Origin of the sequence: Chryseolinea lacunae (assembly GCF_016735595.1) — a bacterium.
GTDB lineage: Bacteria > Bacteroidota > Bacteroidia > Cytophagales > Cyclobacteriaceae > Chryseolinea > Chryseolinea lacunae.
Window position 1 is genome coordinate 24,098 of sequence record NZ_JAERRB010000007.1, and the last position, 19,702, is coordinate 43,799.

A 19,702-nucleotide genomic window follows, 5' to 3' on the forward strand; every position below is an offset into this window, starting at 1 on the left:
TGTAAATCCCTCATCGCATGCTGAAGAATTTATTGACCATTGCCTGGCGAAACATCCGCAAAGACAAAACCTACAGTGCCATCAACATTCTGGGCCTCACCATCGGCATCACCTGCAGCATGTTCCTGCTGCTCTACATATTGGACGAGCTGAGCTTCGATCGCTATCACACCAACGTATCGAACATCTATCGCGTGGTGTCGAACATCAAGGAACCCGACAACGCGTTCACCTGGGCCGTGGCGCAGCAACCCCTGGCACCGGAGTTGCGCGACAATTATCCCGAGGTGAAAAACGCAGTGCGTTTCAACGGCATGGGCAGCAAACGCCTCATGAAATACAAAGACCGTGAGTTCTACGAAGACAACCTCTACCTGGCCGACTCGACCGTGTTCGACATGTTCACTTATCCGTTCGTTGCCGGCGATCCCAACACGGCGCTTGACCAACCATTCTCTATCGTGCTCACGGAAAAGATGGCGATCAAATATTTCGGCACCGAAAATCCCCTCGGGCAAATGCTGGTGAACCAGGACAACGAATCGTTTAAAGTGACCGGTGTGATGAAAGATGTTCCCCTGAACTCGCATTTTGTTTTCGATGCGCTGGTGTCGAACAGCACGCGGCGCGAAGAACCCAGTTGGGGAAACTTTGGCGTGTTCACCTACATACAGCTTCCCGAGGGCTACGACATCAATAAGATGTATGCAAGCCTCGCAAAAATCCTGAAGGAAAAAGTAGATCCCATTTTCACGCAGTATAACATCACCATCAAATACGAACTTCAACCCATTGCCGACATACACCTGCACTCCAAAATTCAGGACGAAGCAGAAGCCGGCGGCGACATATCCTATATCTACATCTTTGCGGCCGTGGCTGCCTTCATGCTCATCATTGCGTCCATCAACTACATGAACCTGGCCACGGCGCGGTCGGCGAGTCGTGCACGAGAGGTGGGCATACGCAAGGTGATGGGGTCGATGCGCGGGCAACTCATTGCGCAGTTCATTGCCGAATCGGTGGTGATCACCCTGTTGGCGCTGGCGGCCAGCCTCGTGCTCATCTATGCGCTGCTGCCCCAGTTCAACGAGCTTTCGAACAAGCAGCTTCCGTTTGGTTACATACTGCAGGCGCCCGTGTTGTTGAGTCTTGTTGGCATTGTGGTGGTGATTGGTGTGTTGGGAGGAAGCTACCCGGCGCTATACTTGTCGGGCTTCAACCCGGTGACGGTGCTCAAGGGCAAAGTGTCGGGCAAAGGTGGCAATGCCGTGTTTCGCAAGGTGCTGGTGGTGGCGCAGTTTTCTATCTCCATCTTCATGCTCATTTCCACGCTGGTGGTCTACGATCAGTTGCAATACCTGCGCAGCAAAGACCTGGGCTTCTCCAAGGAACGCATTGTGCGCATCCTGTTGCCCACCGACGAAATGGTTAACCACACGGCTGCCATCGAAGAAAGTATGCGTCAGACGAAAGGGGTGACGTCTGTGGGCTCATCCAACTCGTCGCCGGGCTTTGGCATTGGCAAGCTGCTGTTGCAGGTGGAAGACAACGAAGGTAAGCTGTCGGAACGCGGCGTAGACTTGTTTGAAGGCGACTATGACTTTGTGAGCACGCTCGGCATGACCATTGTGGAAGGCCGCGACTTCTCGCGCGATGTGCCTTCAGACACCATCTATGGCGCGCTCGTGAACGAAGCTATGGTGCGCCGTATGTCGTGGACCAATCCCATCGGCAAGAAGTTCGTTTTCAAATCCAGTGGTCCCAATGGCGAAGACCTTGAACGTCGCGTGGTGGGCGTGGTGAAAGACTATCACCAGAATTCCCTCTACGACGCCATCGAACCGCTGATGATTTATCTTGACCTGAAGAACAGTCTCATCTTCATCAAGACCGAAGAAGGCGACGTGCGCGAATCGCTCGCCGCCATCGAAAAAACATGGAAAGGTCTTTATCCCAACTACCCGTTCGACTATCAATTCCTGGATCAGGATTTTAACTCACAATACAAGTCAGACGAAAAACGCAGTCAGATCTTCACAGCCTTTTCGGGCCTCACCATCTTCATTGCCTGCCTGGGCCTGCTGGGGCTGGCCGCATTCACCACAGAGCAACGCACCAAAGAGATTGGTGTTCGCAAAGTGATTGGCGCCAGCGTGAACGGACTTGTGTTGCTGGTAGCAAAAGAGTTCTTTGTGCTGGTAGGCCTCGGCACCCTGCTGGCCTACCCGCTGGCGTGGTATTTCACCAACACCTGGCTGCAAAGCTTCGCCTACAAAATAGAACTGAAGGGCGAGTGGGTCACATTTATTCTTTCGGCTGTGCTGGCCTGTGTCATAACACTAGTCACCGTAGGCTATCATGTGGTGCGCGCTGCGGCCGCTAACCCTGTGAAGGCTTTGCGTGACGAGTAGGGCATTTTCGGTAGGGCGACTTTTTTATTATTTAGCCGCGGTTCATGGCAATGGGCCTTTCATTTTTTATCGAATAGATACATTACTTCACTATTTATGCCTCGCCAATCGCCGGGTTCCACCCGGCGATTTTAGTTGATATTCACTTCCTGCGACCCTCAGCCACTCTACGACTTTCAACCATCAATAAAATTCTTAAACATCACCGCGATACCAGCCGAAACACACAGCACGCCGAAAGTATAATAGAAAGCTTTCACAAACCACGGGCTTTCGCGCGTGGGAGGGGAGTTGATCCACGCGATGGTGGTGACCCCCATGGAGACCATCACCAGCATATATAAGAAGTCGAAAAACATAGGCCTCGAAAAAAGGTGAAGCCTGTTGTTGCAACAAGGAGAGGAGGACACAGCATCAAGTGACAGGCGTATACAAGAATAACTCACACCACTGCAACGGGCTTGCAGTGATGACGTGAGACAAAAATTAATTTACGGACGTGGTGCCTTAGTCGAGATGAAAGACCTCTGTGAGCGAAACCTGCACGGGCGAGCCATCGGGGTTGGTGTCCATGATGTCTTTCATGTGTTGCCACCACCGGCGCATCACGGGCTGATCGGGCAGGGGCACAAGGTTGGCGGCATCGCGCACTTTGAGCACGCCAAACAGCGTGTGTGTTTTTTCGTCGAGGAAGATGGAATAGTCTTCTATGCCCGTGTCTTTCAACAGCTGCAGCAGGTCGGGCCAGAGGGCGTCGTGGCGTCGCTTGTATTCTTGTGCTTGTCCCGGGTGGAGTTGCATGGTGAAGGCCAGACGTTGCATGACGGAATGTTTTTTAGATGAACCTGCTATGTTTTATTTCATGGCGTTGCCATAGCCAACAATAATCACCGAAAGGAGAATCATGAGAATGCCCGCGGCGATGGTGGCTTTGGTTTTGCGTTGCACGCCTTTCCATTCGTTGAGGGCAAGGCCCCACACGTTGGCCACGAGAATGATAAACGCCATGTGCAAAATCCAGGAGCTGGCGCCGTTGCCAAGCTTGCTTTCGCCCATGCCATAGAAGAAGAATTGCAGAAACCAGATGGAGCCGGCCAGCGCAGCAAAGAAATAGTTTTGCAGCAGCGGCGTTTTGGCGTTGGTGTAATCGCCAAACGTTTTGTTGCGCGCATTCAGAATCATGCACCAGATAAAATTTGTGGTGAGCCCGCCCCACAGCAGCACCACATAGATCACATTGTTTTGATAGAGAAACTCCGTGGTGGCACCGGGGTTGGCCGCCTGCCACAAGGCGTTGGCTTCTTCGGCCATGGGTGTTCCCGCTTCGATGCCATAGTTGAAACACGCACTGAGGATGCCCGAGAACGTGCACACCACGAGGCCTTTCACAAGGTTGAATTCTTTTATGCTCTCTTTCTTTTTTTCTTCAGGCAGCTCCCGCTCTTTCAGCACGCCGGCACGTCCACAGATATAGATCCCTACGAGGCAAAGGGCCACGCCCAGCAACACCACTTGTCCCCACGAGGTGCCGAGCAGTTCGTTGAAGCTGGTCTTACCCGGTGTAGGCACCACGTTATAATACAGCGACGGCACAATAGAACCAAAGGCCGAGGTGAACCCCAGCAGCACCGAGTTGCCCAGCGACATGCCCAGATAGCGCATGCCCAACCCGTAGGTAAGCCCACCAATGCCCCACAGAATGCCCCAGAAATAGGTCCACCAAAATGTTGACGACGAGGCCGATGAAATGATGTCGGAAAAATGCGGCACCGTGAGCCACGCGGCAAACGGCGGAATGAGCAGCCACGAAAACAACCCGCCCACAATCCAGTAGCTTTCCCACGACCAGTCTCTCACTTTTTTGAAAGGAACATAAAAACTGCCCGACGCAAAACCGCCGATGAAGTGAAAGAGAATTCCGAAGATAACCTGCATACAGTGCCGTTCAAGGTTGGGTAAGGGTACAGGTAAAAATAGACACTCCTGACCAAAGCAACTATCCTGAACTGTTCTGCAACGGTTTGAAATAATCAGAAGCCTGGGGGCATGCTCCGCCACACCATCACAGGGCTTTGCTACTTTTTCTCTACACGAAACAGGCTTCAACCTTGCGTTTCAGGCCTTTGGGCGGTTGGCACAGGAATCGAACAACATGATGCAAAAGACACAACGCATTTATGGAAACCGAGAAAGAAATGAGCAACACCGAGTGGCTACTGGAAGTGGTGACCTGGTTGACCGTGTCGGTCGTGATATTTTCGATTTGAAGGAAATGAAAGCTCCGGCCTTTTGTTTCTTTTGAAGGAAGAACACCCCCGATGGATGCGTCGAAAGGGGAGGACGCCCGCTCGTGAAATGGCGATAGCCCCGTTGCTGCTGACCTCCGCCGGGCAAATGGGAATGCTGAAAATGTAACGTTTTCAGCGTCGGCCAAATCGTTTCGCCGTTGTTTGAAATTGAAATTTTGGCAACCAGTCAGCTGAAAATGAGCCCTTTAATGCGAAACTTTTCCATTAATTACCGATATTTCACAATCCTTCTAACTTTGTGCCGACAAAATCAACCCTATGCTATTGGATTTTGAAAAGCCCATCGCTGAATTGGAGGCAAAACTTGTAGATATGAATCAGTTGGCCAGCGACAGCGACAAGGAAGTTCAGGCAGCTGTGAAAGCACTCGAAAGAAAGATTCTCGATTTGAAAAGAGAAACTTTCGATAACCTCACCGGATGGCAGCGCGTTCAGTTGTCGCGCCACCCTGACCGTCCTTATACCCAGGATTACATTTACGAAATCACTTCCGACTTCATCGAGATCCACGGCGACCGCACCGTGGGCGACGACAAAGCCATGATTGGCGGCTTCGGCACCATCGACGGCCAGACTTACATGCTCATCGGTCAACAAAAAGGCCGCAACACCAAACAGCGCCAGCTGCGCAACTTTGGTATGGCCAACCCCGAAGGCTATCGCAAGGCCCTGCGCCTCATGAAGATTGCCGAGAAGTTCAACAAACCCATCGTGACCTTCATCGACACTCCGGGTGCCTTTCCTGGTCTGGAAGCAGAAGAGCGCGGACAAGGCGAGGCCATTGCCCGCAACCTCAAGGAAATGTTTGGATTGAAAGTGCCCGTCATCTGCATTGTGATTGGCGAAGGTGCATCGGGCGGCGCGCTCGGCATCGCCATCGGCGACCGCGTGCTCATGCTCGAAAACTCGTGGTACTCCGTGATCTCTCCCGAAAACTGCTCCACCATTCTGTGGCGCAGCTGGGACTTCAAAGAACAGGCTGCCGAGTTGCTGAAACTCACCGCCAAAGACATGCACGCCCTCAAGTTAGTAGACGGCATCATCACCGAACCGCTGGGCGGCGCCCACACTGACGTGAAGTGGATGGCCAAAGAAATCAAACGCGTGATCATCGAAAACACAAAACAGCTACAAGCGCTCACCCCGACCCAACGCATCACCGAACGCATCGACAAGTTCTGCGCGATGGGGGTTGTGAAAGAATAGCACACTGGAAAAATAACAAAGGGCTCCGACTTGTCGGGGCCTTTTTCTTTTCCGGAAAAATCGAAAACACCAGTCCGGCAAACGGCACACAACGCTGGAACCTTTTCTATTTTCTTTGCACCTTGCAACACACCGGACAAACTGCGTTAACGGCTTTAAAGACCCACCCCAAACCATGAACCTTCACGTCATCAACACCGGATTTTTCAAGCTCGACGGCGGCGCCATGTTTGGCGTGGTGCCCAAGTCCATCTGGCAAAAAACAAACCCCGCCAACGACCTGAACCTGTGCGACTGGGCCATGCGTTGCCTGCTCATTGAAGACGGCAACCAACGCATCCTCATCGACAACGGCATCGGCACAAAGCAAGACGCCAAATTCTTCAGCCACTACTACCTGCACGGCAACGACACCCTCACCTCGTCGCTGCAACAGGCAGGCTGCCAACCCGGCGACATCACCGACATGTTTCTCACGCACCTGCACTTCGACCATTGTGGTGGCGGCGTGGTGAACAACAACGACAAACTGGAGTTGGCCTTTCCCAGGGCGACCTATTGGTCGAACGCCGACCATTGGAAGTGGGCGACCCAACCCAACGCCCGCGAGAAAGCCAGCTTCATCAAAGAGAACATACTGCCGATGGAACAAAGCGGTCAGCTGAAATTTGTTGACCCGGCCGTGTCTTCACCGTTCTCATCCTTCGACCTCTTCTATGCTTCGGGACACACCGACAAAATGATGATCCCGAAAATCAAATACAAAAATCACGTGATCTGCTTTATGGCCGACTTGCTGCCGTCGGTGGGGCACATACCGTTGCCGTATGTGATGGGCTACGACACCCGCCCGCTTCTGACCCTCGAAGAAAAAGAACGCTTCCTCAACGAAGCCGCCGACAATCAATACGTGCTCTTCCTGGAGCATGACCCCGTGAACGAATGCTGCACCGTGAAGCGCACCGAAAAAGGTGTTCGCGTAGATAGAACATTTGACTTGAAAGAAATCCTTTGACGATGACAAAAATAGGCTTAGTACTTTCCGGCGGCGGTGCCCGTGGCATCTCGCACATTGGCGTTTTAAAAGCACTCGAAGAATTTGGTGTGAAGGTGGATGTGGTGGCTGGCACAAGCGCCGGTTCCATAGTAGGATCGTTGTATGCCTATGGCTATAAAGCCGACCAGATCATGGACATTATCGTCACCACCAGCTTCCTCCGTTCGCTGCGTCCCGCCTGGACCATGAAGGGGCTGTTGAGTTTGGATGGTCTGCGCGATGCCCTGCAAAAACACATTCCCGAAAATACATTCGAAGCGCTGAAGATTCCCATGACCGTGGCCACTACCAACATTGGCGAAGGTGTGCCCGAATATTTTTCGAATGGCGAACTCATTCCCGCCGTGCTGGCATCGTGTTGCGTGCCGCTGGTGTTCAATCCCATCCAGATCAAAAACAAAATGTATGTCGACGGCGGCATCCTCGATAATTTTCCGGCGCACACCATCCGCGGAGCGTGCGATTTATTGATCGGGGCACACTGCAATCATATTCGCGGCGACTTCAACGCCATGAACTTCCGCTCTGTGATCGAACGAAGTCTCATGATGGCCATCAACGGCAACACGGCCAACAACAAAGCCCTCTGCGACGTCTTTATTGATCCGCCCGGAGCCGGCAGCGTGAGCGGCTTCGATGTGGGCAAAGCCAAAGACCTGTTCAACATCGGCTATCAATTCACGAAAGAGAATTTCAAACGCGAACAGTTTGTCATCAATCCCGCCTAACATGACGTTCCAGGAACAAATTCTGCAAGGCATCCCCGACGCGTTGCCCCAACCTAAACCCTACGACACCACCATCAGCCACGCGCCCAGGCGGAAAGACATCCTTTCACCCGACGAAAAGAAGCTGGCTGTGCGAAACGCCCTGCGCTATTTTGATCCGAAACACCACGCCGTGTTGGCCCCCGAATTTTATGAAGAGCTGGTGACCTACGGTCGCATCTACATGTATCGCTTCCGTCCTGACTATGCCATGCATGCGCGCCCGCTGCACGACTACCCGCACAAGTCACTGCAGGCTGCTGCCATCATGCTCATGATTCAGAACAACCTCGACCCGGCCGTGGCGCAGCATCCGCACGAGCTGATCACCTATGGCGGCAACGGCGCCGTGTTTCAGAACTGGGCACAATACAGGCTCACCCTGCAATACCTGGCCAACCTCACCGACGCGCAAACGCTTCACATGTATTCAGGCCATCCCATGGGAGCCTTTCCATCTTCGCCCGAAGCACCCCGCGTGGTGGTGACCAATGGCATGATGATTCCAAACTATTCAAAACCCGACGACTGGGAAAAATACAATGCCCTGGGTGTGACACAGTATGGCCAGATGACGGCCGGTTCCTATATGTACATTGGTCCGCAAGGCATTGTGCACGGCACCACCATCACGGTGCTGAACGCCGGGCGCAGCATCAGCAAAACAGGAGAGGGGCTTGAAGGAAAAATATTTCTGACCTCGGGGCTTGGTGGCATGAGCGGCGCACAACCCAAAGCCGGCAACATCGCGCGCTGCATTTCGGTAGTGGCCGAAGTGAACGGAAAGGCCGTGCACAAACGCCACGAGCAAGGTTGGGTAGACGAGATTGTGAGCGACCTCGATGCGTTGGTTTCGCGTGTTCGCAAAGCACAGGCGGGCAAGGAAGTGGTGTCGCTGGCCTATCATGGCAACATCGTTGATGTGTGGGAAAGGTTTGATAAAGAAAACATTTATGTGGCCCTGGGCTCCGACCAAACATCGCTGCACAATCCCTGGGCCGGTGGCTATTATCCCGTAGGCCAGTCGTTGGAAGACTCGAACGCGCTCATGGTAAAAGATCCGGCGAAGTTCAAAGCTCAGGTTGAGGAATCCCTGCGCCGGCAGGCAACATCCATCGCGAAGCACGTGGCCAAAGGAACCTATTTCTTTGACTATGGAAATGCGTTTCTGCTGGAAGCCTCGCGCGCCGGTGCCGACGTGATGGCCGACGATGGAATCAACTTCCGCTATCCATCATATGTGCAGGACATTATGGGACCGTTGTGTTTTGATTTTGGATTCGGTCCCTTCCGATGGGTGTGCACGTCGGGAAAAGAAAGTGATCTTGACTTCACCGACCAGTTGGCAGCCGACGTGTTGCAGGAAATGGCAAAAGATACACCGCCCGAAATTCAACAACAACTGCACGACAACCTGCAGTGGATAACACAAGCCAAGACAAACAAACTGGTGGTGGGCTCGAAGGCCCGCATCCTCTACGCAAATTCCGAAGGGCGTATAAAAATAGCCACCGCGTTTAACGACGCCATCGCCGCGGGCAAAATCGGCGCCGTGGTGTTGGGCCGCGACCATCACGATGTGTCGGGAACGGACAGTCCCTATCGCGAAACCTCAAACATCTATGATGGCTCACGCTTCACGGCCGACATGGCCATTCACAACGTGATTGGCGATTCGTTCCGCGGTGCCACGTGGGTGTCTATCCACAACGGCGGGGGTGTGGGCTGGGGCGAAGTGATGAACGGAGGCTTTGGCCTGCTGCTCGACGGATCGGAAGACGCCGCACGCAAATTGAAGAACATGCTCTTCTTTGACGTGAACAACGGCATTGCCCGCCGCGCCTGGGCCCGAAACGAAAATGCACTGTGGACCGCCCGCCAGGAACAACACGCCACCCCGGGCCTCACGCTCACTGTGCCCAGCCGGGTAGACAACAACCTTATTGACAACCTGCCCACGGCATAGCTGGACACACCACACCATAACAAAACCGGCTCCGTGGCGTTATAGCAGGAGCAAGGAAGTGTGTCGTGGGCGCCGATAAATATCAACCGCGTATGCCACAAGCCTGATGAACAAAAACCGATGTTGAACTGCATCCGGTTTGATTTTATAGGCACTATCTTTGCCAAGTGATTTAAAAACTAAATAACCAGTATGAAAAAAATCATTATCGTATTAGCATTGGTGGCTGCTTCGGTAGGAGCATATGCACAGGCATCCGTGGCCGTCGGTATAAAAGGCGGCGTGAACTTCGCGAAGTTGGATGGGACAAGTGCGTCGAACACATTTAAAAACCGCACAGGCTACCACTTTGGTGCTTTCACCTTGTTTAAATTCTCCAAGATCGGCATCCAACCCGAAGTCATGTTTTCACAATAAGGATCGAAAGTGAAAGTGAACACTCAAGATTTCGATGCCAACTTCAGCTACATCAACATTCCGGTCATTGTAAAATTATACACAGTGGCGGGGATAAACTTGCAAGCCGGCCCACAGTTCGGCTTCCTCTCAAAAGCTGAAATCGACGGCGACAACGTGAAAGACTCTTTCAAGAAATCGGATGTGAGCCTTGCGCTTGGTGCCGGATGGGATCTTCCCTTTGGTCTCACCATAGACGCACGCTACAATCTTGGTCTTACTAAGATCGAAGAGACCAATCCTTCTTACAGCAACATCAAAAATCAAGTGTGGCAAGTGTCGCTTGGTTACAAGCTGTTCAAGTTCGGCGAATAAGACCGAGAACAACCCAAGTTTTTTTTTAAAGAAAGGCCCCGATTCGTCGAGGCCTTTTTCTTTATGCATTTTTTCTATGATACCTACAGGTCTATTCAACAACAATTAAGTAGTAATTTTTCTTTCCCTTCTGCGCCAGCAGATACTTGTTGTTCAGCAATTCAAACGCTACCTTCTGGTTGGCGTCCGTCACCTTCACTTTGTTGATGCTCACGCCGCCAGCCTGGATCATCTTGCGCGCTTCACCTTTGGAGGGAAACACGATGTTGTTCGTGGCCACCGACAGCAAGTCGGTGATGGTGGCACATTGTTCGAAGTCGGCTTTTGAAATCGACGTCTGAGGAACACCCTCCAACACCGAAAGCAATAGCGTTTCACTCAGGCTTTGCAACTCTTCGGTGGTGGAGTTGCCAAACAGAATGTTGGTGGCTTTGATGGCCGTTTCATATTCCTCTGCCGAATGCACGCGTGTGGTGATGTCTTTCGCCAAAACCTGTTGCAGCTTGCGCAGGTGGGGTGCAGTGGCGTGTTCGGCCAACAACGCTTCCACTTCTTCGCGTGTCAGTTGCGTAAAGATCTTGATGAAGTTCGAAGCGTCTTCGTCCGATGTGTTGAGCCAGTATTGGTAGAACGCATAGGGCGATGTTTTCTTCGGATCGAGCCACACGTTGCCGCCTTCCGTTTTTCCAAACTTGGTGCCGTCGGCTTTGGTGATGAGCTTGGTGGTGAGTGCAAAAGCATCGCCACCCGACTTTCTGCGGATCAGTTCCGTGCCCGTCACAATGTTTCCCCATTGGTCCGAGCCGCCCATCTGAAGCTTGCACCCCTTGTTAGCGTTGAGCCAATAGAAGTCGTAGCCCTGCACTAGCTGGTAGGTGAACTCGGTGAACGACAGCCCAGACTCCAGGCGTTTCTGCACGGAGTCTTTGGCCATCATATAATTCACGGTGATGTGCTTGCCCACGTCGCGGATGAAGTCCAGGAACGTGAAGTTCTTGAACCAGTCGTAGTTGTTCACCATCTCGGCGGCGTTGTCGCCGCTGAAGACCAGGAACTTTTCCAGCTGTTGTTTCACACAGGCCACGTTGTGCAGCAGCACGTCTTCCGACAGCAGGTTGCGTTCGGCCGATTTGCCGGAGGGGTCGCCCACCATGCCGGTGGCACCGCCCACCAGGGCATAGGGCTTGTGACCCGCCTTTTGAAAGTTGAGCAGAGTCATGATCTGCGCCAGGTGGCCAATGTGCAGCGAGTCGGCCGTCGGGTCAAACCCGATATAGCCGCTGGTGCGTTCCTTCGTCAACTGCTCTTCCGTGCCGGGCATCACGTCGTGCAACATGCCACGCCACCGAAGTTCTTCCACAAAATTGTTCGTCATCTGATTCTAAATAGACCGCAAATATAGAAAAGGGGCCGTTTTAATCAGCCTCCCTTCACCACTTTGCTGTTGATGCGGTAGATCGCCGGCACCTCGCGCTGGTTGTCCATGGTCACTTCCAGGTCTTTAATACGTCCGGTTTTCAGGTCGTATACCCAGCCGTGCACTTGTGGCGAGTTGCGTTCGCGCCAGGCGTTCTGGATGATAGACGTTTTGGTAAGGTCAAAAACCTGTTCAATCACGTTCACTTCCACCAGGCGTTTAAAGCGTGCATCGTCGTCTTCGATGGCCTCCAGCTCGTCGCTGTGAATCCGGTACACGTCTTTGATGTGACGCAGCCAGTTGTCGATCAGGCCGTATTGTTCATGCCCCATGGCCGCTTTCACGCCGCCGCAGCCGTAGTGGCCACACACGATCACGTGTTTCACTTTCAGAATAGTAACGGCATAGTCGAGCACGCTCAGCAGGTTCATGTCCGAATGCACCACCATGTTGGCGATGTTCCGGTGCACGAAAATTTCGCCGGGGTCGGTGCCGGTAATTTCATTGGCGGGCACGCGGCTGTCGGAACAGCCAATCCAGAGGAAATCGGGCGCTTGGCCATTGGCACTGCGTTCAAAATAGTCTTTGTCAAATTTTGTGCGTTCCTCAGACCAGGCTTGGTTCTGAAGCAATAGTTTTTTGTACGATTCCATAGTTTAGTCCTGTTTGCGGAAAAATTCATTTGGTGAAGAGTGGCTCTTCTTTATTTCTACATTAATGTTTCGGCTCGGTGCGTTCAGCACAAAATCTTCGAGTGTTTCGATGATGTCGGAGTCCATAAATTGCGTTTCACCCCCGTCGATGATCACGTTGGCATCCTTCGGAATCTTCTCGAACGTCTGGCGCAGCAGCGCCTTGTTCAGGAACGAAACGTCTTTGTTCATGCGAAGTAAATAATTTTCGCCGCGCACCACCAGCGTAATCGCCTGTTTGAAGTTTGAGCGCAGCACAAAGAACAGCCCCACCACGATGCCGATGAGAATACCGACCAGCAGGTTGGTGAACAGAATGGCCAACACCGTGACCACAAATGGCAGAAACTGGCTGATGCCCTTGCGAAACATGTCGACATAGAGCGAAGGTTTTGTGAGTTTGAAGCCCGTCAGCAACAAGATGGCCGCCAGCGAAGCCAGCGGAATGAGATTGAGCAACCTCGGAATGGCAATAACAGCCAGCAGCAACAGCATGCCGTGAATCACTGCCGAAGCCCGGGTGCGTGCACCCGCCGATATGTTGGCCGAACTCCGAACAATGACCGCGGTGATCGGAAGCCCGCCGATGAGGCCCGAAACAACGTTGCCAATGCCTTGTGCCTTGAGCTCGCGGTTCAGCGGCGTGTGGCGCTTGAATGTGTCCATTTTGTCGGACGCTTCAATGCTTAGCAAGCTTTCAAGACTGGCCACCAACGCCAGGGTGATGGCGGTCATATAGATTTTTGGATTTCCCAGGGCTCCGAAATCCGGAAAAGTAAGTTGACTGAGAAAGTCGGAAACTCCCGTAGACGCCTGTATGGAAACAAGGTGTTCATCGGGGATGTTGAAAGCAGCCCAATAGCGGGCGAAGAACAGGTTTCCACCAATGCCCAGCAATACCACGATCAACGGCGAGGGGACGGTTTGAAAGAACCTGTATTTTTTTAGAAAAGGTTTTTCCCAAAGGATCATAATGATGACAGACACCGCACAAATGAGAATGGCACCGGGGGTGATATAGTCCCAGGCATTCCAGATTTCGGTGAATGTGTTCTGACCGTCGGGCTGATCAAAACTTTCGTCGCCCTCGAAGTCGCGGTCATAGCCCAGCGCATGCGGAATTTGTTTCAGCACGAGAATGATGCCGATGGCCGCCAGCATGCCTTTGATGACTGCCGAAGGAAAAAAGTGGCCGATGGTGCCTGCCTGCAACACGCCGAGCAGAAATTGAAACACGCCGGCCAGCACCACAGCGCACAGGAATATGTCAAACGAACCAAGATCATGAATAGACGCCACCACAATGGTGGTGAGCCCCGCAGCCGGGCCGCTCACACTCACGTTGGACCCGCTGAGCAGACCAATCACAATGCCCCCCACAATGCCGGCAATGATTCCAGAAAACATAGGGGCTCCCGAGGCTAACGCAATCCCCAAACACAACGGCAAGGCTACCAGAAAGACTACAATACTTGACGGAAGATCGTGCGACAGATTCCCGATTGGATTCGATACATTACGCATATACTATTTTAATGTAAAAATGAATGAATAATCCAGCGGAACACTTCCTGGGAAATGTTCAGGCCAAAATCAAGACGAGCACCGCATGGAAACACGGCGAAGGGTGGAATGTTATGCGAACGATTCGGGAGGGGGATTCTGAATGTCGAATACGGGGGAGCGGAGCGATGGTCCGTCTGCACTGACAAACGGTTTTGACAACGAGAGGGCACTGGGCGGGAGCGATGCAAAAGCGTTAAGCTCAAGATCGATCTCCTTGAAGAGTGAGTCACTTTCGCCCGCCATCTCGCAGCCGGTGTCTTTCTCCTCTTCGTTTACGCCGGCAAAGACTTTGACCATGTTTTCCCACAGGGCTTTATTCTTTTTGCGGATCTCCAGCGCGTTCATTTCGGCCAGGAAAAAGCTCATGTTCATGAAGACCAGACCCGTGAAGGCGGTCAACACACGACGAAGCAATACCTGTCTCCAAAAATTCATCATACAAAGGTAATCCAATAATCCACAAAAAATTCACGGAGTCCAACGTCCACATGGGCAAAATCTGCCTGCATTGGTGGCCCAACGCAGTTAACGGGAAGATGTTCAGTGTCTTACTTGTCCGGTAAAAAAAACATCGTTTAGAATCCCAGAATGCCTTTTGCCGGCTATGCGTCCCGTGCCAGAGGAACAAATTTCCAGTCAACTCCGTCCGGGCAACATTCTGCGCGATTCATTCCTGCCGATCGCTTATTTTTACCCGGTATTTATCAAAAAAACAAACATCACCCATGAACCAACCGGAAACCCTCAACCTTGTTTCGCAATTTCACAAGACCTTTAAACATCCCATTCTGAATCACCCGGCCATACCCGACGAAAATCGTTGCCGGCTCCGCGTGGCCCTCATCGCCGAAGAGCTGAAGGAGTTTGAGGTGGCTATCCTGGAAAACGACATCGTGGCCGTGGCCGATGCGTTGTGTGACATCCAGTACGTGTTGTCTGGTGCCATTCTTGAGTTTGGTCTCGGCGAAAAATTCAAAACGCTGTTTGAAGAAGTGCAGCGCTCCAACATGAGCAAAGCGTGCGAGTCGATCGAGGAAGCACAGGCCACCATTGAACACTACAAAAAGAAAGACGGCACGGAATGCTACTACCGCGAAGAAGGTGGCAAGTGGTTGATCTACCGGAAGTCGGATAACAAGACGCTGAAGTCTATTAACTATAGCCCTGCCGATCTGGAGGGTATTCTCTCAAAACAATAAAAGCGACTCAGATATAGAATTCAAATTGAAACACAGCGTCCTGGCCGCGTAGGGGGAGGGGATTGATGGCCAGGATGGTGGTGTCGTTGTAGGCTTTTATGAACTCGGAACGGCTGATGCGTAGTTTGCTGTGTCCGGGTTTTATTTTGTGGTATTGCATGCGCCCCGACGCATTGGCCGTGGCGCTATAGACATAGCTGAACTGTATGGGAATGGGAGAGGGGATGTACCTCATGATGGCGATGGGAGTGTTTTACACCCCATGATGATTGGTTTTGAATTCCTCGTTCAGCATCGTGTTCTGTTTCGAATTGTACTGTGCCAGTAAGGCATATGCGCAATTTGGCACATGGTCGAACCGCTCTTCCAGCTCCTCGATCTTGAGGCAAAGCTCACGGACATAGAACCTGATTTGTTCCAAATTGCGGCATTCTGAGGGCCTTTGGAAGTTTTTCGACGTGAACGACATCAGGTCGATTTCAATCTTTTTGCGTTCAAATTCTGACATAGGATTGTGTATTATTACACAATAGTAGATTTTCCTCCTGACGAAACCAAGTACTTCTGTGCAATTCTTCACAATTATTTTTCGCGGCGGCTAACCCCCTCATCATCACATCTGTGAATAGGGCTGCCGTTGGTATTTAGCTGTAATTCGCTGATATAAAATGTATTATTGATAGAATGGCGTCGGATCAAACGTTTTTTTTCATGGATTGGCCAGCCTTGGACCCCCGAGGGTGGGTTCGGAAATGATGAAATTCTGCACAAAATCTCCTCTCCTAATAAAACCACCCAAAAAGGAAGTGATTTTTGGCGGTGGTTGTAGACGGATGGCGAAGGCTAATTCGTTTTAATCATTATCTTTAAAAGCACTAAATCATAAACCCTATTAGCTTCTAATGGAAACGGAAACCAGCCCATTCTTGCAATTCTGGCATTTAAGCATGATTATCGGCGCCATCGCCATGGTCGGCATCGGAATTTTCATCTATCTCGCCCACAACCTGCGCATTTCTACGATCCGCGACTATAAGGGGAAATATGACTTCATAAACGGTCACGAGATCAAGAGCTATAAGAAAGTGTTTCTTTGCTTTGGTGTGGCGGCCACGCTGCTCATCAACCTCTATGGCATGGGCAAATTGCACAGCATTGGAGTGTGGTTTTTTGTGCGTCTGTTCATCTCCATCGCCGGCGGAACACTGGTGGCCTATGTGGCCTTTCTGGTGCTGGACTATTATTATCCCACCATCCTGAACCGGAAGCTGCGCAAGTGGCGCTTCATGCCCCGCAAAGGCAAAGACGGCAACCTGCTGCGCCTGCTGAGTGAGGAAGAAGAAGATGTGCATTTGGAAGAAGGTATGCGCGCCGAAGAAAATGTGTTCTCGATCGACTACGATGTGTGGATGGACGAGAAAACGGGCGATGTGAAAATTGAAAAGTATCCCGGCCACCTGCAGGCGCTTAAGTGCAACAGCTGCGGTTTCTACACCATGAAAGTGGTGCGCGAAGAAGTGACCCGCGAACCCAGCAAAGACGCTCCGGGCGAGCTCATCAAACACTATCAGTGCTACTATTGCAAGTCGGTGCGTGCCACGGCCTTCAACATTTCTACGCGTGAGGCCGACGATTATAAGAATGTTCCCCTGAAAGCCTTCAAACGCAGCAAAAACGTTGAAATGGTGCGTCTCGAAATTCAGACCACCACCGGCAACAAGAAGTTCTTTGAATTTCAGAACATCGGCCAGGCACAAAAATTCCTGGACGAATATGACGGCGAAAAGCCTTGAGCGAGAAATGAATACGTCCGTTCCCTTCTACCACACTTGGTGGCATATTGGGAGCACACGTAAATCAATTTCAGCATTTTTACGTTCAGGGAATGAAGGCACAACATTTGCCTACAGTGAACAAAGAAAGATAACCACGTGAAGATGAAACGGAGCCTGCGCTCGGCAGGCCGTCCGGCATGAAATGAAATCTATGGCAGACATGAAAAGAACTTTTTTTGCGGCGATTTTCGCCAGCGTTTTAGGCGTCACAGGCATAGCACAAGGTGCTACCGGAACCGCCGACACCACCGCACTGAAACCCAGTGCTGTCTATGGTAAGGAAGCGAAAGTGATGGCCTACATCCTCGACAACAACCACTATCGCAAAATCAATCTCAACGACTCGCTCTCTTCGGCCATCCTTGATGGTTACGTGAAAAGCCTCGACAACAACAAAACGTATTTCACCTCGGCCGACCTGGCCGCGTTTGAAAAATACCGTTTCAAAATCGACGACCTCACACGTTCCGAGAATGTGGACCCGGCCTACGAGATCTACAAAGTTTTCAAGAAGCGTTTTTCCACCCGCATGAATTATGTGATGACAAAACTCATCCCGCAGTCGTTCGACTATAGCTCGGAAGAATATTATGAAACCGATCGCGACAAAGAACCCTGGTGCAAAAACGAGGCAGAACTGGACGATGTGTGGCGCAAGATCATCAAGAGCCAGGCCCTCAGCCTGAAGCTTGCCGGCAAAGGCCAACCCGAAATTGAAAAAACATTGAAGGAACGTTATGACCGTTTCGCGAAGTCGATACAGCAGTTCAACAGCGAAGATGTGTTCAGCATGTACATGAACTCCATCACCGAAGCCTACGATCCGCACACCAGCTATTTCTCGCCCAAAGCCGCCGACCTGTTTCAGCAACAAATGAGTCTTTCGTTGGAGGGCATCGGCGCCCGTCTCCAAACCGACAACGACTATACCCGCGTGGCCGAAGTGATTACCGGTGGTCCTGCCGACAAGAGCAAACTTGTGAGCGTGAACGATAAAATTATCGGCGTGGCCCAGGGTTCCGACGGTGAAATTGTGGACGTGATCGGCTGGCGCATCGACGACGTGGTGAAGCTCATCAAAGGCCCCAAAGGCACCACGGTGAAACTGCAGATCCTTCCCGCCGAAACGGGTGTGACAGGACCTTCGAAAGTGATCACGCTGGTGCGCGACAAAATTAAACTCGAAGATCAGCGTGCCAAGAAAAGCACCATCAACTATCAGAAGAACGGCAAGAACCTGAAGCTTGGCATCATCACACTGCCCAGTTTCTACATGGACTTTGAAGCCTACCAAAAAGGCGATCCCAACTACATGAGCACCACGCGCGATGTGGCCCGCCTCATTAAAGAATTGCAAACCGAAAAAATTGACGGCATCGTGCTTGACCTGCGCAACAACGGCGGCGGCTCACTCACCGAAGCTATCGACCTCACAGGTCTGTTCATTAAGGACGGCCCCGTGGTGCAAGTGAAAAACTCGTCGAACAAAATAGACGTGGGCAAAGACGACGATCCCAGCATCGCCTACAACGGCCCGCTGGTGGTGATGACCAACCGCTTCAGTGCCTCGGCTTCCGAAATTTTTGCCGGTGCCATCCAGGACTATAAGCGGGGTGTGATTGTGGGTGAGTCAACCTACGGCAAAGGCACTGTGCAGACCATTGTGGACCTGAACCGCTTCATCAATGATCCCAACAACAAAGTGGGCGAATTGAAAATCACATTCCAAAAATTCTACCGTGTCACGGGCAGCAGCACGCAACACAAAGGTGTGACCCCCGACGTGGCATTCCCTACCGCCCTGGATGCCGAGCAGTTTGGCGAAAGCTCCAGCGCCAGCGCGTTGCCCTGGGATGAAATCCGTGGCACACTGTTTCAGAAGTCGACCATGGTGAACGATCGCGTGGTGGCCAACCTCAACAAGGCGTATCAGGATCGCCTCAAGACCGACGTGTCGCTGCAACGTTTTTCCGAAGACATTGCCGATATGCGCAAGGGCTATAAGGATACCAAAATTTCGCTGAACGAAACCGTGCGCAAAAAAGAAATGGAGGAGGCCGAAAAGAAGAAAGCCGCCAACGACAAGTTGGGTACCAAGATGGTGAACAAAGAAGGCAAGCCCACCAACGTGCTGGAGCTTGACGACATCTTCCTGCAGGAAGGATTGTTCGTGCTGGGCGACCTCATCAATACCAAAGTCGGATAAGAAATATTCAGCATCAAAAATAAAAAAGCCCCGACGAGTCGGGGCTTTTTTTATAGGCAACAATTACCCGCATCGGGGGAGTTGAATCGGGCAACAAATCAAAGATGGCCCATGGGTGATGGTGATACGTTTCGGGTTGTGCCTGTCATGATTTCCCAGTGAAATAATTTTTTCGGCGAAAGCCCAACCGTAGGCCTAGACCGTTGCGTATAAACTCCATCCACTGAAGAAGTTACCGCCGGCTCAAAACCCGGCAGGCCAGAACTTTGCAATTCTTGTTTTTCCCGAACCTTACAG

Annotated in this window: 19 protein-coding genes; 10 read left to right on the forward strand and 9 right to left on the reverse strand. The window is 51.8% G+C overall.

Annotation, left to right across the window (positions count from 1 at the left end; translation table 11 throughout):
* Positions 1–17: 17 nt before the first annotated feature.
* Positions 18–2,414 (forward strand): ABC transporter permease, encoded by a 2,397-nt coding sequence (locus JI741_RS19585; protein WP_202012794.1) that lies wholly within the window; start codon positions 18–20, stop codon positions 2,412–2,414.
* A gap of 176 nt (positions 2,415–2,590) precedes the next feature.
* On the opposite strand, the gene JI741_RS19590 is transcribed toward JI741_RS19585, so the two are convergent.
* The 3 genes from JI741_RS19590 to rhaT all read right to left on the reverse strand — a co-directional run bounded on the left by JI741_RS19590 (position 2,591) and on the right by rhaT (position 4,349).
* Positions 2,591–2,773: a hypothetical protein gene (locus JI741_RS19590; protein WP_202012795.1), complete on the reverse strand. Its 183-nt coding sequence runs from the start codon at positions 2,771–2,773 to the stop codon at positions 2,591–2,593.
* Between the two features lie 148 nt (positions 2,774–2,921).
* Positions 2,922–3,236: an L-rhamnose mutarotase gene (gene rhaM / locus JI741_RS19595; protein ID WP_202012796.1), complete on the reverse strand. Its 315-nt coding sequence runs from the start codon at positions 3,234–3,236 to the stop codon at positions 2,922–2,924.
* A gap of 33 nt (positions 3,237–3,269) precedes the next feature.
* A complete protein-coding gene (gene rhaT / locus JI741_RS19600; RefSeq protein WP_202012797.1) occupies positions 3,270–4,349 on the reverse strand; it encodes an L-rhamnose/proton symporter RhaT in 1,080 nt (359 codons plus the stop codon).
* A gap of 632 nt (positions 4,350–4,981) precedes the next feature.
* Between rhaT and JI741_RS19605 the strand changes: the two genes are divergently transcribed.
* The 6 genes from JI741_RS19605 (at position 4,982) to JI741_RS19630 (ending at position 10,490) form a co-directional block, all read left to right on the forward strand.
* A complete protein-coding gene (locus JI741_RS19605) occupies positions 4,982–5,929 on the forward strand; it encodes an acetyl-CoA carboxylase carboxyltransferase subunit alpha (protein WP_202012798.1) in 948 nt (315 codons plus the stop codon).
* A gap of 175 nt (positions 5,930–6,104) precedes the next feature.
* Entirely contained in the window at positions 6,105–6,944 is an 840-nt protein-coding gene (locus tag JI741_RS19610) for an MBL fold metallo-hydrolase (RefSeq protein WP_202012799.1), read from the forward strand.
* A gap of 2 nt (positions 6,945–6,946) precedes the next feature.
* Positions 6,947–7,714 (forward strand): patatin-like phospholipase family protein, encoded by a 768-nt coding sequence (locus JI741_RS19615; protein WP_202012800.1) that lies wholly within the window; start codon positions 6,947–6,949, stop codon positions 7,712–7,714.
* A gap of 1 nt (position 7,715) precedes the next feature.
* A complete protein-coding gene (gene hutU, locus JI741_RS19620; RefSeq protein ID WP_202012801.1) occupies positions 7,716–9,719 on the forward strand; it encodes a urocanate hydratase in 2,004 nt (667 codons plus the stop codon).
* 192 nt (positions 9,720–9,911) lie between these two features.
* Positions 9,912–10,136: a porin family protein gene (locus JI741_RS19625; protein WP_202012802.1), complete on the forward strand. Its 225-nt coding sequence runs from the start codon at positions 9,912–9,914 to the stop codon at positions 10,134–10,136.
* Positions 10,137–10,151: 15 nt separating this feature from the next.
* A complete protein-coding gene (locus JI741_RS19630; protein ID WP_202012803.1) occupies positions 10,152–10,490 on the forward strand; it encodes a porin family protein in 339 nt (112 codons plus the stop codon).
* Positions 10,491–10,581: 91 nt separating this feature from the next.
* Here the strand turns inward: JI741_RS19630 and tyrS are convergent, their stop codons facing one another.
* The 4 genes from tyrS to JI741_RS19650 form a co-directional block, all read right to left on the reverse strand.
* Positions 10,582–11,865 (reverse strand): tyrosine--tRNA ligase, encoded by a 1,284-nt coding sequence (tyrS, locus tag JI741_RS19635; RefSeq protein ID WP_202012804.1) that lies wholly within the window; start codon positions 11,863–11,865, stop codon positions 10,582–10,584.
* 44 nt (positions 11,866–11,909) lie between these two features.
* A complete protein-coding gene (gene can / locus JI741_RS19640; protein ID WP_202012805.1) occupies positions 11,910–12,560 on the reverse strand; it encodes a carbonate dehydratase in 651 nt (216 codons plus the stop codon).
* Between the two features lie 3 nt (positions 12,561–12,563).
* Positions 12,564–14,123: a SulP family inorganic anion transporter gene (locus JI741_RS19645; RefSeq protein WP_202012806.1), complete on the reverse strand. Its 1,560-nt coding sequence runs from the start codon at positions 14,121–14,123 to the stop codon at positions 12,564–12,566.
* Between the two features lie 111 nt (positions 14,124–14,234).
* A complete protein-coding gene (locus JI741_RS19650) occupies positions 14,235–14,603 on the reverse strand; it encodes a hypothetical protein (RefSeq protein ID WP_202012807.1) in 369 nt (122 codons plus the stop codon).
* Positions 14,604–14,890: 287 nt separating this feature from the next.
* Here JI741_RS19650 and JI741_RS19655 point away from each other — a divergent pair, with 287 nt between their 5' ends.
* Entirely contained in the window at positions 14,891–15,364 is a 474-nt protein-coding gene (locus JI741_RS19655; protein WP_202012808.1) for a pyrophosphohydrolase domain-containing protein, read from the forward strand.
* 7 nt (positions 15,365–15,371) lie between these two features.
* Here JI741_RS19655 and JI741_RS19660 read toward each other — a convergent pair whose 3' ends face one another.
* Together JI741_RS19660 and JI741_RS19665 are read right to left on the reverse strand one after the other, a co-directional pair.
* On the reverse strand, positions 15,372–15,599 hold the full coding sequence (locus tag JI741_RS19660) for a hypothetical protein (protein ID WP_202012809.1): 228 nt from the start codon (positions 15,597–15,599) through the stop codon (positions 15,372–15,374).
* 18 nt (positions 15,600–15,617) lie between these two features.
* Entirely contained in the window at positions 15,618–15,872 is a 255-nt protein-coding gene (locus tag JI741_RS19665; RefSeq protein ID WP_202012810.1) for a hypothetical protein, read from the reverse strand.
* 394 nt (positions 15,873–16,266) lie between these two features.
* On the opposite strand from JI741_RS19665, the gene JI741_RS19670 reads away from it, so the two are divergent.
* Both JI741_RS19670 and JI741_RS19675 read left to right on the forward strand, forming a co-directional pair.
* Positions 16,267–17,157 (forward strand): hypothetical protein, encoded by an 891-nt coding sequence (locus JI741_RS19670; RefSeq protein WP_236676179.1) that lies wholly within the window; start codon positions 16,267–16,269, stop codon positions 17,155–17,157.
* 202 nt (positions 17,158–17,359) lie between these two features.
* Entirely contained in the window at positions 17,360–19,405 is a 2,046-nt protein-coding gene (locus JI741_RS19675; RefSeq protein ID WP_202012811.1) for a carboxy terminal-processing peptidase, read from the forward strand.
* Positions 19,406–19,702 lie beyond the last annotated feature (297 nt).

What these genes read in the sequence shown, in the direction of transcription:
- JI741_RS19585 (WP_202012794.1), top strand. Translation starts at nt 18, where the DNA reads ATGCTGAAGAATTTATTGACCATTGCCTGGCGAAACATCCGCAAAGAC.
- JI741_RS19590 (WP_202012795.1), bottom strand. Translation starts at nt 2,773, where the DNA reads ATGTTTTTCGACTTCTTATATATGCTGGTGATGGTCTCCATGGGGGTC.
- rhaM (WP_202012796.1), bottom strand. Translation starts at nt 3,236, where the DNA reads ATGCAACGTCTGGCCTTCACCATGCAACTCCACCCGGGACAAGCACAA.
- rhaT (WP_202012797.1), bottom strand. Translation starts at nt 4,349, where the DNA reads ATGCAGGTTATCTTCGGAATTCTCTTTCACTTCATCGGCGGTTTTGCG.
- JI741_RS19605 (WP_202012798.1), top strand. Translation starts at nt 4,982, where the DNA reads ATGCTATTGGATTTTGAAAAGCCCATCGCTGAATTGGAGGCAAAACTT.
- JI741_RS19610 (WP_202012799.1), top strand. Translation starts at nt 6,105, where the DNA reads ATGAACCTTCACGTCATCAACACCGGATTTTTCAAGCTCGACGGCGGC.
- JI741_RS19615 (WP_202012800.1), top strand. Translation starts at nt 6,947, where the DNA reads ATGACAAAAATAGGCTTAGTACTTTCCGGCGGCGGTGCCCGTGGCATC.
- hutU (WP_202012801.1), top strand. Translation starts at nt 7,716, where the DNA reads ATGACGTTCCAGGAACAAATTCTGCAAGGCATCCCCGACGCGTTGCCC.
- JI741_RS19625 (WP_202012802.1), top strand. Translation starts at nt 9,912, where the DNA reads ATGAAAAAAATCATTATCGTATTAGCATTGGTGGCTGCTTCGGTAGGA.
- tyrS (WP_202012804.1), bottom strand. Translation starts at nt 11,865, where the DNA reads ATGACGAACAATTTTGTGGAAGAACTTCGGTGGCGTGGCATGTTGCAC.
- can (WP_202012805.1), bottom strand. Translation starts at nt 12,560, where the DNA reads ATGGAATCGTACAAAAAACTATTGCTTCAGAACCAAGCCTGGTCTGAG.
- JI741_RS19645 (WP_202012806.1), bottom strand. Translation starts at nt 14,123, where the DNA reads ATGCGTAATGTATCGAATCCAATCGGGAATCTGTCGCACGATCTTCCG.
- JI741_RS19650 (WP_202012807.1), bottom strand. Translation starts at nt 14,603, where the DNA reads ATGATGAATTTTTGGAGACAGGTATTGCTTCGTCGTGTGTTGACCGCC.
- JI741_RS19655 (WP_202012808.1), top strand. Translation starts at nt 14,891, where the DNA reads ATGAACCAACCGGAAACCCTCAACCTTGTTTCGCAATTTCACAAGACC.
- JI741_RS19660 (WP_202012809.1), bottom strand. Translation starts at nt 15,599, where the DNA reads ATGAGGTACATCCCCTCTCCCATTCCCATACAGTTCAGCTATGTCTAT.
- JI741_RS19665 (WP_202012810.1), bottom strand. Translation starts at nt 15,872, where the DNA reads ATGTCAGAATTTGAACGCAAAAAGATTGAAATCGACCTGATGTCGTTC.
- JI741_RS19670 (WP_236676179.1), top strand. Translation starts at nt 16,267, where the DNA reads ATGGAAACGGAAACCAGCCCATTCTTGCAATTCTGGCATTTAAGCATG.
- JI741_RS19675 (WP_202012811.1), top strand. Translation starts at nt 17,360, where the DNA reads ATGAAAAGAACTTTTTTTGCGGCGATTTTCGCCAGCGTTTTAGGCGTC.